8 protein-coding genes, 1 other RNA gene and 1 pseudogene are annotated in these 12,576 nt (G+C 61.1%); 9 read left to right on the top strand and 1 reads right to left on the bottom strand.

Features of this window, described 5'->3' with window-relative positions; translation table 11 throughout:
* Positions 1–6 precede the first annotated feature (6 nt).
* Complete coding sequence (locus ON753_RS05545; protein WP_265961578.1) at positions 7–1,575, bottom strand: sensor histidine kinase; 1,569 nt, start codon at positions 1,573–1,575, stop codon at positions 7–9.
* A 367-nt stretch (positions 1,576–1,942) separates the two neighbouring features.
* Here ON753_RS05545 and rnpB point away from each other — a divergent pair.
* The 9 genes and pseudogenes from rnpB (at position 1,943) to murD (ending at position 12,576) form a co-directional block, all read left to right on the top strand.
* Positions 1,943–2,354, top strand: an RNA gene (rnpB, locus tag ON753_RS05550) — RNase P RNA component class A.
* A gap of 1,138 nt (positions 2,355–3,492) precedes the next feature.
* Positions 3,493–3,960 carry a division/cell wall cluster transcriptional repressor MraZ gene (locus tag ON753_RS05555; RefSeq protein WP_265961579.1) on the top strand — a complete coding sequence of 156 codons (468 nt, stop codon included), beginning with the start codon at positions 3,493–3,495 and terminating at the stop codon, positions 3,958–3,960.
* Complete coding sequence (gene rsmH, locus ON753_RS05560) at positions 3,957–4,997, top strand: 16S rRNA (cytosine(1402)-N(4))-methyltransferase RsmH (RefSeq protein WP_265961580.1); 1,041 nt, start codon at positions 3,957–3,959, stop codon at positions 4,995–4,997. Before ON753_RS05555 ends, rsmH begins: the two co-directional genes overlap by 4 nt.
* Before the next feature lies 1 nt (position 4,998).
* Positions 4,999–5,352: a cell division protein FtsL gene (gene ftsL / locus ON753_RS05565; protein ID WP_265961582.1), complete on the top strand. Its 354-nt coding sequence runs from the start codon at positions 4,999–5,001 to the stop codon at positions 5,350–5,352.
* A 10-nt stretch (positions 5,353–5,362) separates the two neighbouring features.
* Positions 5,363–7,075 carry a peptidoglycan D,D-transpeptidase FtsI family protein gene (locus tag ON753_RS05570; protein ID WP_265961583.1) on the top strand — a complete coding sequence of 571 codons (1,713 nt, stop codon included), beginning with the start codon at positions 5,363–5,365 and terminating at the stop codon, positions 7,073–7,075.
* 103 nt (positions 7,076–7,178) lie between these two features.
* Positions 7,179–8,648, top strand: coding sequence for a UDP-N-acetylmuramoyl-L-alanyl-D-glutamate--2,6-diaminopimelate ligase (locus ON753_RS05575; RefSeq protein WP_265961584.1), 1,470 nt, complete (start codon positions 7,179–7,181; stop codon positions 8,646–8,648).
* Positions 8,645–10,074, top strand: a pseudogene (locus ON753_RS05580) (UDP-N-acetylmuramoylalanyl-D-glutamyl-2,6-diaminopimelate--D-alanyl-D-alanine ligase). Before ON753_RS05575 ends, ON753_RS05580 begins: the two are co-directional and overlap by 4 nt.
* 10 nt (positions 10,075–10,084) lie before the next feature.
* Positions 10,085–11,170, top strand: coding sequence for a phospho-N-acetylmuramoyl-pentapeptide-transferase (gene mraY, locus ON753_RS05585; RefSeq protein WP_265961585.1), 1,086 nt, complete (start codon positions 10,085–10,087; stop codon positions 11,168–11,170).
* A gap of 5 nt (positions 11,171–11,175) precedes the next feature.
* A complete protein-coding gene (murD, locus tag ON753_RS05590) occupies positions 11,176–12,576 on the top strand; it encodes a UDP-N-acetylmuramoyl-L-alanine--D-glutamate ligase (RefSeq protein WP_265961586.1) in 1,401 nt (466 codons plus the stop codon).

The raw sequence follows: 12,576 nt of genomic DNA on the forward strand, positions 1-12,576 counted from the left end.
TGCGGATTAATTTGCCTCGGCCAGCATTTTTCTCACTTTTTGCTGTGTTTTGGGGATGGTCACGGTGACTGTCGTTCCCTTGCCGACTTCGCTGTCAACTTCGATAGTGCCACCATGCTTTTGCACGACCATTCTTGTCATGTTGAGGCCGATGCCCGTGCCGGCGATGCCGCTGGAGGTGGAGGCGCGGAAATAGCGCTTGAAGATGTTCGGCAATTCGTCGGACGGAATCCCCACGCCTTCGTCGCGCACCGTGATGACCGCATGGTCTCCCATTTCCGAGCCGATTACGTAGATCCTCGAGTTGTCGGGGGAATACTTGACCGCGTTCGATATGAGGTTCGATATGCTTTGTTCGATGAGCTTTCGATCGACTTCCATCTGCTCGGGAAGCCAGTCAACATCGACATGAAACTTGTGCATCCTTGCGAGGGTCTGCTGCCTGCCGCAAACCGTTTTGACCAGATCGCGCAGGGCCACGGGCTCGACTTCGACTTCCATTCCCACGGATTGCGATTGAGAAAAATTCAGGAAGCGGTTGATGAGGTACTGCATCCGCTCGACGGACTCGCGGATGTTCCCAAGCCGTTCCACGATGGTTCCCGGTTCCAACCGTTCCACCTTGCGCAGCATCCGTTGGGCATTGCTGTCGATGATGGCCAGCGGCGTTCTGAACTCGTGGGATGCCATCGAGACGAATTCGCGCTGCATCTCATTGACTTCTTTTTCTTTTCTGAGATGGCGGACCAGTTCGTCAGTATGGCTTTGAAGGACGGACTGCTGTTCCTTGTAGGTGGTGATATCCGAATAGACACACAGCATACCGCCGTCGTCCGTCCGGGTTCGCGTTGCCCTGTACCACCGGCCGTCCGGAAACTTGCGTTCACTCCACATGTTTTGGTCATCGGCGAGTTCGTCGAGACTCCAGTGAGGATCGCCGGGAAACAATGAACGAATTACCTCACTCACGTGAGCGTTCTTAGCCAGCAGCCTAGGCAGTTCGGGGTAGATCTCGCGCATCTTGTTGTTCGCAAGGATCACCCTCCCATCCGGGTCGGCAATGGACAGACCGTCCTTGATCCCGTTAATGGAATTGAGCAGCAAGTCCCGGTTCGCCTCGAGTTCGCTTGTCCGTTCTTTCAAAGAAATCATCAGGTGGTCGCGGCCGATCTGCAGGGCTTTTTCCTGCTCATGTTCCTTGGTGACGTCAGTGTAAATCGTAATGAAACCGCCGTTCTCCATGGGCGATCCCTGGATGCGCAGCACGGTGCCGTCAGGTCTGCCACGGACAAAATCGTGCGGCAGGAACTTTCTGGCGAGTTCGAGACGCTGCTGCACTTGTTCATCCGGGTCGCCGGGGCCGTAATCTCCGCGCTTTGCATTGAACCGAAAGACGTTTTCCAGGCTGCGGTCTTCCTGCAGAAGGTCATACGAAATGCCCAGGAGTTTCAGTGCGGTCTGGCTGACCAGCACCAGGTTGAGCTCCTTGTCGATGATTGACAGCCCTTGAGGGACCGATGAGGCCAGGCACTTGAGGAGTTCGGTTGGTTCAAAATTGCCGTGAATAAAGTGCATTGGTTTACCTTGGGAATTCCCGGCCTTGCGACATTCATCTGAGGGAAATATGCGCATCCGAAAATAACAAAGAGTAAATTATCGGGAGAGACTCCTAAGGTTGTACATTCATTGCTACATAAGTTAGGTTTTTAGTTATTTCATCGCGAAAATTGACGATGAATACCTGTTGCTTTACTTATGTCATTTTGACGAGCTTTGAGCTTTGCAACCAGATCTGACATCGACGAAAAGCGGCGGTTTCGCTTGATTTGCGCCGCATCCACATGTGTCGTGCCCGGCAGTGGCGGGCGACGTTCATCGGAAAAGCGAACCCGGTCAGTCCACTTGCTTGACCTGGAGGCCAAACCCACCTAAGTCCCATGCGCCAGTCGGCCGGACAGCCGCTGCCGCAAGTGCCGAAAGGCCGCGGCGGAGGAAAGTCCGGGCTCCACGGAAACACGGTGCCGGGTAACGCCCGGCGAGGGTGACCTTAGGGAAAGTGCCACAGAAAGCAAACCGCCCCGGCCGGGTCGAGAGGCCTTGTTCGGGGTAAGGGTGAAAGGGTGGGGTAAGAGCCCACCGCGCAACTGGCAACAGGGGCGGCATGGTAAACCCCACCGGGAGCAAGACCGAATAGGGACAGCGCGGGCCCGGAGAGATCCGGGACCAGGCCGGTTTCCAGGCCAGCTGTCCGGGTTGGTTGCACGAGGCGTCTGGCAACAGGCGTCCCAGATGAATGGCTGTCGCGTCCGCGCAAGCGGGCCATACAGAACCCGGCTTACAGGCCGGCTGGCGCCTTTTTTCCTCACTCCGGATCTATAAACGATCCGGGTGCCGCCGCATGTGGCACATTCCAACCGAAATAAACTTCCGCGCAAACGAGCTTGTCGTTCTTGATCGTGAGCACTTCGGTGTTGCGGAATTTCTTTCCCTTGTCCGTTGTGCCTTCCATAGGTGACGACAACTTCCTCTTCGTGCGCAATGGCCCGCAGGACTGTCATCTCGACGATTGACGCGTGGTTCGGCCAGCATCGGTCGAAATAGGTCTTTCGGTCGATGCGATTGTCATAGGGGCTGGTGAAGCGGAATTCGTCTGAGATCAGGGCTTCGGCGGTCTCACGGTCGCTCTTCGCATAGGCACGGAAGATGGCCTTCGCAGTCTCGATTGTTGAATTCATTGATGTGTGCCTCCAGCTGGGCGAGTGGTGCCGGCAGTTCCGACCGGTCCCGGATGCCGACCTGGTCAGGAAGATGGAGTTGGGAAGGCTTGAAGTGCACTCCCCGGCTGTGCGGCCGCAGCAAACGGGCCTGCATGCAATCATAGTCAAACCAATTGCAAAATGCAATCAGATTTGTTCAAGGCGGTGGCCTGCGGGGTGAATGCTTTCGGGTCGCATTCAGGCCTGTCACAGACGCTGCGCCAGACTTCGGCAGGCGTCGGTTTCGTTCTCCACAAGTCTTTCAAGCCGGGCAAAAATTGCCGGGTTTCCAACGATGGAGCCCTAAAACCTCCGTAATCCTGCGAATCCGATTCTCCTTTTCTGTCAAGGCTTCATTAAGCATGTTTCGCCTAAGGTCATCCGACGGGATCGTGGGAGGGCAATTCCAGGCGGAATCCATGAGATTCCATTGACCGCCCATGCCATCCCATGCTATCCCATAATGACCCAGAATGGGGAGTGCAGGCCCATTTCAGTAGGGCTGAGGACATCGATTTACCGGCTCGCAAGGGGCTCGGTTTTGCAAATTGCATGTCCTGGCAGGTAGCCGGCCTTTCTCCTTGTTTCGGGTCTTTGGTCAATCCGCATTCGGGCGATGTCGCCTGAGTTCATCAAAAGTTGATTGACTTCAAAGTGTTGGAGCAGCTTGGTTGCACCGGAAAGCGCGGGCTGCTCTGGGGGTTTTGACGGATGGACATCCGTTTCGAGGGATTTTATGGCCGGCTTTGTTTCTCACTTTACCAACCGGCTGGATGCCAAGGGTCGTGTATCGATCCCGGCGCCCTTCCGTGCGGTGTTGGCGAGAGATGGATTTGAAGGTCTTTACTGCATTGCTTCTCCGCACTGTCAGGCGGTCGACGCCGGCGGGAACGAGTTGCTGGCCGAGATCGAAAAGCGCTCCGATACAGTTGCGAAGCTGTCGCCCGATCACGACGCTCTGGCAGTTGCTCTTTTTGGTGCCAGCGAAAATCCGAAAATCGACGGAGATGGCCGCATGACCATTTCCGACATGATCCGCGACCATGCCGGTATCACCGACCAGGTGACCTTCGTCGGCATGAAATACAAATTTCAGATCTGGGAGCCGGAAAAGTTCCGCGAGTACCGCGCAGAGGCCCAAAGGCGCGCGCTCGCGTTGCTGTCGGGGCAAGCCCCCGCACCCTCTCCAGGAGAGCCGGTATGATGGCGCTTGGCGACAAGGAGAACCCTCCTGCCGCTGGCGGACCCGAGCGCCATGTGCCGGTTCTCCTGTCGGAGGTCCTGCAGTGGCTCGACCCGCAGCCGGAGGAAGTGTTCATCGACGGTACGTTCGGCGCCGGCGGCTATTCCCGCGCGCTCCTCGAACGGGGCGCCCGGGTCATCGGCATCGACCGGGATCCGGACGCGATCGCCGGTGGTCAGTCACTGGTGAAGGAAGCCGAAGGTCGGCTTATCCTCGTCGAAGGACGATTTGCCGATCTGGACGCGCATGCGTCCGCCAACGACTTTGACGGTGTCAATGGCGTCGTTCTCGATCTCGGCGTCTCTTCGATGCAGCTTGATGAGGCGGGTCGCGGCTTTTCCTTCCTGCGCGACGGTCCGCTGGACATGCGTATGGAACAGGCGGGTCCTTCGGCTGCAGACGTGGTGAACGAACTTCCCGTCAAGGATCTCATCCGTATCATCGGCCTGCTGGGCGAGGAGAAGAGGGCCACCACCGTCGCCCATGCGATCGATGCCGCGCGCAAGGAAAAGCCGTTTTCGCGCACGGTGGAACTTGCCGGCCTGATCGAGAAGGTGCTCGGCCGTTCCCCGAAAAAGGCGCAGATTCATCCGGCAACCCGGACGTTTCAGGCGCTCAGGATCTATGTGAACGGCGAGTTGCACCAGGCTGCCGAAGCTCTCGGCGCTGCCGAACGCATTCTGAAGCCGGGCGGACGCCTGGTCCTTGTGAGCTTTCATTCCCTGGAAGACCGGATCGTAAAGCGGTTTTTCCAGGACCGGACCCGGACCAGAGGCGGCGGGTCCCGCCATCTGCCGGAGGAGGAAGTGCCTCCCGCAACTTTTGAACTGCTGACGCGCAAGGCGGTGGAGGCGGGCGCAGGTGAGACCGACATCAACCCGCGCGCCCGTTCCGCAAAGCTCAGGGCGGGCCGGCGGACAGACGCGCAAGCGCGTGACCTGGACATTCATGCCGCAGGCGTTCCTCGTCTGGCGGAATTTCATGGCTTAGGGGGCTAAGATGGTTCGAACGCTGAACATCCTGTTCATTCTGGCGGTCGTGATCGGCGCGGCGACTGTTTATGACATGAAGCTGGCAGCAACGAAATCGGCGGAAAGAGTTGCCGACCTTCGTCGTCAGATCGACGAGGAGCGCGACGCAATCAGGATGCTGAAGGCGGAGTGGAGCCTTCTGAACCAGCCGGACCGTCTGCAGACCCTGGTTGAGCGCTACAACGAATACCTGCAATTGAAACCGCTCGATGTGAAGCAGATCGTCACGCCGGAAGATATTCCGGCGCGCCCGGTCATGCTCGAACCGATCGGTGGCGCGCAGATGGGCGGCTATGCCGGCTCGTCGGCGGTGATCCGGTGAGGGGGTGGTCATGACGATGGTAAGCGAACCGGAAAGCTTCCTTCAGGTGCGGCGTGCGCAGCCGAGGATCGCGCGAGGTTCCGTCTCCTCCAGTGCGGTCAAGTCCCGTGTCTATGTGGCCATGCTGGCCTTCGCCTGTGTCTATGCCGCAATCGCGGGCCGTCTGGTGCTGCTGGCACAGATGGACGAGGCGCCGTCGACAGCCTGGATTTCCGCCCAGGACACCGTCGCCGCGTCCCGTCCGGACCTGGTCGACCGGAACGGTGAAATCCTTGCGACCGACATCAAGACGGCTTCCCTTTATGCCGAACCGCGCCGCATCCTCGATGTGGATGAGGCGGTCGAGGGGCTGATCCGGGTCCTGCCGCAACTCGACGAGACCGTGGTGCGCCGCCGCCTTGACAGCGGTGCCGGCTTTGCCTGGCTGCAGCGGGAGATTACGCCGCAGCAAGCCGAGCGCATCCATGATCTCGGCCTGCCGGGCATCGGCTTTCTGTCGGAAAATCAACGCTTTTACCCCGGCGGACCGACCGCCGGCCACATCGTCGGCTCGGTGAATGTCGACAACCAGGGTCTTGCCGGGGTCGAAAAATACATAGACGAGGAGTGGCTTTCCGATCTCCAGTCGCTGGGTTTCGCCTCCGACCGGTCGATGGAGCCCGTGCGTCTTTCCGTCGACCTGCGCGTTCAGCATGTGGTGCGCGACGAATTGGCCAAGGCCATGGAGCGCTATCGCGCCATCGCAGCGGTGGGCATCGTTCTGGATGCCAAGACCGGCGAGGTGGTCGCCATGTCCTCCCTTCCGGATTACGATCCGAATGACCGCTCCCAGGCTCTGGAAAAGGACCGGCTGAACCGGGCAACCGGCGGCGTGTTCGAAATGGGTTCGGTGTTCAAGACCTTTACCACCGCCATGGCTCTGGATCCGGGAGCCGTTTCGATCAACGACAGCTTCGATGCGACGCGTCCGATCCGGGCGGGTGGACGGACGATCTCGGATTTCCACGGAAAAAACCGCATCCTCTCCGTACCGGAAATCTTCATCTATTCCTCCAACATCGGCACGGCAAAAATGATGCTGGCGACCGGTATCGACCGGCAAAAGGAGTTTCTCACCCGCCTGCATCTGACGGAGCGCCTGAAGACGGAGCTACCGGAAAACGCGGCGCCCTTGCTGCCACCGAAATGGAACGAACTGGCGGCGATCACGATCTCGTTCGGCCATGGTATTTCCGTCACCCCGATGCAGACGGCCGTTGCCGCAGCCGCGCTCGTGAATGGCGGGACGCTCCTGCCGCCGACCTTCGTGCCGCGTGACCCGGGCGAAGTGCAAGCCGTTGGCAAGCAAGTGATTTCCCCGGAGACCAGCCGCGTAATGCGCTACCTTTTCCGTTTGAACGTGCTCTCCGGCTCCGGCCGCCGCGCCGACGTGCCGGGTTACACGGTCGGCGGAAAGACGGGCACGGCCGAAAAGATCGAGAACGGACGCTACGTCAGCAACAAGCGCCGCAACTCGTTCCTGTCGGCCTTCCCGATGGACGATCCGCGCTACATCGTTCTGGTCGTACTGGATGAGCCGAAGTCCGAGCGCGAGGGTATCGGCGCGACGGCCGGCCTCAACACCGCGCCCACCGTTGGCGCGATCATCCGCCGCGCCGCACCGATGCTCGGTGTGATGCCGCGTTTCGGTAAAGGGGATGAACCAATCGAGATTTCCTATTAAGGAAACAGATCGGAAGTATCGAAGACCGGCGGGGTCGCAGCCGTTATCCGGTGTTCAAGCCAGGCTTCCCAAGGACGACGCACGAACCGGATGATCGGATGAAATGGATCTTGAATATCTAGCCACCGGCCTGGAGTTGCCGGATGCGGCGAAGGGGCTGAACATAGGAGGGCTGACGGCGGACAGCCGCAAGGTGCAGCCCGGATTTCTGTTTGCCGCCTTCAAGGGCGCATCCGTCGATGGAACTCAATTCGCCCCGAACGCGGTAGCGGCCGGGGCTGTTGCCATTTTATGCGCTGATGAACAGGTCGCGGCACTGCGCTCCTCATGTCCGCAGAACGTGATTGTCATCGGTGCGTCGGAACCCCGACGGGCGTTTGCCAGGATGGCGGCACGGTTTTTCGGCGCGCAGCCGGATACGGTTGTCGCAGTGACCGGCACGTCGGGCAAGACGTCGGTTGCGCATTTCACCCGCCAGATCTTCCAGTTCGCCGGCCATCCGGCAGCCAGCCTCGGGACGCTCGGGACGATCCGTCCGGACGGCGAGAGCTATGGCGGGCTGACGACGCCTGATCCGGTTGCGCTTCACAAGGAACTTGCCGAGCTGGAGGCCGAAGGCGTCAACCATGCGGCCATCGAAGCTTCCTCGCACGGGCTCGATCAGTTCAGGCTCGACGGCGTGCGGCTCACGGCGGCGGCCTTTACCAATCTTGGCCGCGACCACATGGACTACCACCCGACCATCGAGGATTACCTGCGCGCCAAGCTGCGCCTCTTCGCGGAGCTGCTCCCCGCGGGCGGTACGGTGGTTGTGGATCCTGGCGAGAAATATGCGGATCGTGTCGTGGCGGTTGCCCGCGAGCGACACCTGACGGTGTTCACGGTCGGTGAAACGGGCAAGGACCTGACCCTGACCGGCCTGAAACCCGCCGGTGTCGGGCAGCAGCTGACCTTGCAGACGGCGCGCGGTGAATATCAGGTGACCCTGCCGCTCATCGGCCGGTTTCAGGTCTCCAATGCATTGATCGCTTCGGGACTTGCAATCGCCGCGGGAATAGATACCGGCACCGCCGTGCGGGCGCTGGAAAACCTGAAGGGCGCTCCCGGGCGTCTCGAACTCGCCGGAAGAACCCGAACCGGCGGAATGGTGTTTATCGACTATGCCCACAAACCGGATGCTCTGGACAATGCGCTTGCCGCTCTCAGACCCTTTGCGGAAGGCAAGCTTGCCGTGGTCGTTGGCGCCGGCGGAGACAGGGACCCGGGCAAGCGCGAGCTGATGGGGGCCGCCGCCGCCCGCCATGCGGATCTCGTCATCGTCACCGACGACAATCCCCGCTCCGAAGACCCGGCGCTGATCCGCAAGGCCGTTCTGAGCGGCGCGCCGGGCGCCCTGGAGATCGGTGATCGCTTTGAAGCCATCGCCGAAGGGGTGCGCCGGCTGAACTCCGGCGATATTCTGTGCGTAGCCGGAAAAGGCCACGAAACCGGCCAGATTGTTGGCGACACAGTGATTCCCTTTTCGGACCACGAAGCCGTTAGGCGCGCCATCAGCCTCGAAGGAAACACATGAGCGAACCGCTTTGGACTTTGGATGCCTTTGTGGAGGCTGCCGGCGGCAGCAGCAAGGGCGACATTGGCGCAGAAATCACCGGAATATCCATCGACAGCCGCACCCTTGAGCCGGGCGACGCGTTTGTCGCGATCAAAGGTGACCGGCTGGATGGCCACGACTATGTCTCCGCAGCCCTCGAAGCCGGAGCCTCGCTGGCCCTGGTCGCCGAGGACCGTCTGGCGGATCTGCCGGAGGACGGCCGCTATGTGGTGGTTTCCGATCCGCTGGAGGCCCTGCGGCAGCTCGGCCGGGCCGCGCGCGCGCGCGCCGATGCACGCATCGTGGCCGTCACGGGCTCCGTCGGCAAGACGGGCACCAAGGAAGGTCTTCGGCTGACGCTGGAGCCGTCTGGCAAGGTGCACGCGTCCGTCGCTTCCTTCAACAATCACTGGGGCGTGCCGCTGACGCTGGCGCGCATGCCGGCCGACACCGACTACGGCATCTTCGAAATCGGCATGAACCATGCCGGAGAAATCACGCCGCTCGTCAAGATGGTGCGTCCGCACGTGGCGATCATCACGACCGTTCAGCCGGTGCATCTGGAATTTTTCGAGTCCGTTGAAAAGATCGCCCAGGCAAAGGCCGAGATCTTCCAGGGTCTTGAACCAGGCGGTGTCGCGATCCTCAACAAGGACAATCTCCAGTTCGATCTCCTGAAGTTTCTGGCGGTCACGGCAGGCGTTTCCAGGGTCCACACATTCGGCGAGGATCCGTCGGCCGACAGCCACACCGAGAAGGTCGTCAGCTATCCGGCCGGCTCCAGCGTCGATGCCAGCATCCTGGGGCAGGAAATCACCTACAAGATCGGCGCCCCGGGCAAGCATCATGTGAAAAACAGCCTGGCTGTGCTGACGGCGGTATCCGATCTGGGCGCGGATCTTGCCAAGGCCGGCCTTGCTCTCGACAAGATGCGCGCTCCCAGGGGCCGGGGGAAGTCACCCGGCTGCCCATGCCGGGCGGCGAGCTCAACGTGATCGATGAAAGCTACAACGCAAACCCGGCCTCCATGCGCGCCGCGTTTGCCGTGCTGGGGGAGGCGCCGGTCAAGCGGCCGGGCCGCCGCATCGCGGTCATCGGTGACATGCGGGAGCTGGGAGCGGATTCCGCCCGGTTGCATGCGGACCTCGCCCAGCCGATCAGTGAAGCGGCGGTCGATGCCGTCTATTGCGCCGGCCCGCACATGCATGCGCTCTGGCAGCGTCTGCCGCACGACCTGCGCGCCCACTACAGCGAGGATGCAAAAGATCTGGAAGACGTGCTTTTGGGCGACGTCCGGCCTGGTGATGTTGTTATGATCAAGGGATCGCTTGGAACCCGCATGGGGCCGCTTGTGGAAGCCTTGAAAAAGGAATATCCGCCTGCGGACGACACCGCAGCGGCATAAGGGATAGCTGATGTTTTATTTTTTGGGGCAGTTTGCCGATCAGGTTTCGGCTCTGAACGTGTTCCGGTACATTACGTTCCGCACGGGCGGCGCCATCATGACGGCCCTGTTCTTTGTCTTCCTGTTCGGACCGAAAATCATTTCCAGCTTGCGTATCCGCCAGGGTCACGGCCAGCCGATCCGTGCGGACGGGCCGGAGAACCACCTGCTGACCAAAAAGGGCACTCCCACCATGGGCGGGCTGATGATCCTGTCCGGCGCGCTGGTTGCCGCGCTCCTGTGGGCGGATCTTTCCAATCCGTACGTCTGGGTGGTGATCTGCGTTACGCTCGGCTTCGGCAGCATCGGCTTTTACGATGACTATCTGAAGGTGACCAAGTCATCGCACAACGGTTTCGGCGGCAAGGCGCGTCTGGCGCTGGAATTCGTGATTGCCATTGCCGCCGCCTATGTCGTCACGCTTCTCGACGCGTCCGCGTCTTCGGAGGCGATCACCTTTCCGTTCATCAAGGACTTCACGCTCAACCTCGGACTGTTCTTCATCCCCTTTGCCGCCTTCGTCATGGTGGGTGCGGGCAATGCGGTGAACCTGACAGACGGTCTGGACGGGCTCGCCATCGTTCCGGTGATGATCGCCTGCGCTTCCTTCGGCCTGATTGCCTATCTCTCCGGGAACGCCGTTTTTGCGGAATACCTGCAGATCCATCACGTCTCCGGCACGGGTGAACTCGCCGTGATCTGTGGCGCTGTGATCGGTGCAGGTCTCGGGTTCCTCTGGTTCAATGCGCCGCCCGCCGCGATCTTCATGGGGGATACCGGCTCGTTGTCCCTCGGCGGCATGATCGGCGCCATCGCGGTTGCCACCAAGCACGAGATCGTTCTGGCGATCATCGGCGGCCTTTTCGTGCTGGAGGCAGTGTCGGTCATCGTGCAGGTGTTTTCCTATAAGCTCACCGGCAAGCGGGTTTTCCGGATGGCGCCGATACATCATCATTTCGAGATCATGGGCTGGACGGAAAGCCAGGTGGTGATCCGCTTCTGGATCATTGCCGTCGTTCTGGCCCTTCTCGGCCTTGCCACCTTGAAGCTCAGGTAAGCCGAATGATCCCAGTCACCACATTCGAAAACAGAACGGTCGCATTGTTCGGGCTCGGCGGCTCCGGGCTTGTAACGGCCCATGCGCTGAAGCTCGGCGGCGCGAATGTGGTGTGCTTCGACGATGATGCGGGCCGGGTCGACCGGGCCGCGGGTGAAGGGCTCCAGGCGCAGGACCTGCGGACGCTAGACTGGTCCGGGGTCGCGGCGCTGGTGCTGGCCCCCGGCGTGCCGCTCACCCATCCGGTTCCGCACTGGTCGGTGGACCTTGCCCGTGATGCCGGTGTGGAGATCATCGGCGATGTGGAACTCTTCTGCCGCGAACGGCGCAAGCTCTGTCCAGCCGCGCCGCTCATCGCGATCACCGGCACAAACGGCAAGTCGACCACGACCGCTCTGACGGCTCATCTCCTGCGGGAGACCGGATATGACGTGCAGGTCGGCGGTAATATCGGTACGCCCGTCCTGGAGCTCGAACCGCCGCAGCCCGGCCGTCATTACGTCGTGGAATGCTCGTCCTACCAGATCGATCTGGCACCCACGCTGGATCCGACGGTCGGTATACACATGAACCTCTCGCCGGATCATCTCGACCGGCACGGGACGATGGAGAACTACGCCGCCATCAAGGAACGGCTGGTCGCGGCCGCCAAGGTTGCTATTGTCGGTGTCGACGACCGCCTGTCGTCAGACATTGCCGACCGTCTCGAACTGGCGCGCAAGCCCGTGTGCCGGATCGCCGGGGAGCGGGAACTTACCAACGGTCTCTATGCCCGCCATGGCCGCCTGATCGAAGCGCATGACGGCAGCCAGGTCGAGGTCGCCCGGCTTGGCGGGATCGACAGCCTGCGCGGCGACCACAACGGCCAGAACGCGGCCGCTGCCTTTGCCACGCTCCGGGCGCTGGAAATCCCGGCCGCGAAGATCGCCGCAGCGCTGAAAACCTTCCCGGGCCTGCAGCACCGCATGGAGGTGGTGGCCAAGCGCGGACGGGTGCTGTTCATCAACGATTCCAAGGCGACCAACGCGGATGCCGCGGCACGGGCGCTCGCCAGCTTCGACCGGATCTACTGGATCGCCGGCGGGCGTGCGAAGGCCGGCGGCATTTCCTCGCTGGACGAATATTTCCCGAAGATCGCCAAGACGTTCCTGGTCGGGGAAGCGGCGGAGGATTTCGCCAAGACACTGGACGGCCGGGTGCCGTACAAGATCAGCGGAACCCTGCCGCAAGCGGTCAGGGATGCGGCCTCCGAAGCCGCGGAGGACGAGGCGCAGGAGATTGCGATCCTGCTGTCTCCCGCCTGTGCCAGCTTCGATCAATACCGGAACTTCGAATTGCGGGGCGCTGCTTTTGTAGACGCGGTGCGTGCCTTGCCTGATGCTGGAAACACTCAGGAGGTCGCCTGA

This window comes from Roseibium salinum, from assembly GCF_026240905.1.
Taxonomy (GTDB): Bacteria; Pseudomonadota; Alphaproteobacteria; order Rhizobiales; family Stappiaceae; genus Roseibium; species Roseibium salinum.

Excerpts from the sequence above, each read along its gene's own strand:
- ON753_RS05570 (WP_265961583.1), top strand. The coding sequence starts at position 5,363 with ATGACGATGGTAAGCGAACCGGAAAGCTTCCTTCAGGTGCGGCGTGCG.
- mraY (WP_265961585.1), top strand. The coding sequence starts at position 10,085 with ATGTTTTATTTTTTGGGGCAGTTTGCCGATCAGGTTTCGGCTCTGAAC.
- ON753_RS05555 (WP_265961579.1), top strand. The coding sequence starts at position 3,493 with ATGGCCGGCTTTGTTTCTCACTTTACCAACCGGCTGGATGCCAAGGGT.
- ON753_RS05545 (WP_265961578.1), bottom strand. The coding sequence starts at position 1,575 with ATGCACTTTATTCACGGCAATTTTGAACCAACCGAACTCCTCAAGTGC.
- rsmH (WP_265961580.1), top strand. The coding sequence starts at position 3,957 with ATGATGGCGCTTGGCGACAAGGAGAACCCTCCTGCCGCTGGCGGACCC.
- ftsL (WP_265961582.1), top strand. The coding sequence starts at position 4,999 with ATGGTTCGAACGCTGAACATCCTGTTCATTCTGGCGGTCGTGATCGGC.
- murD (WP_265961586.1), top strand. The coding sequence starts at position 11,176 with ATGATCCCAGTCACCACATTCGAAAACAGAACGGTCGCATTGTTCGGG.
- ON753_RS05575 (WP_265961584.1), top strand. The coding sequence starts at position 7,179 with ATGGATCTTGAATATCTAGCCACCGGCCTGGAGTTGCCGGATGCGGCG.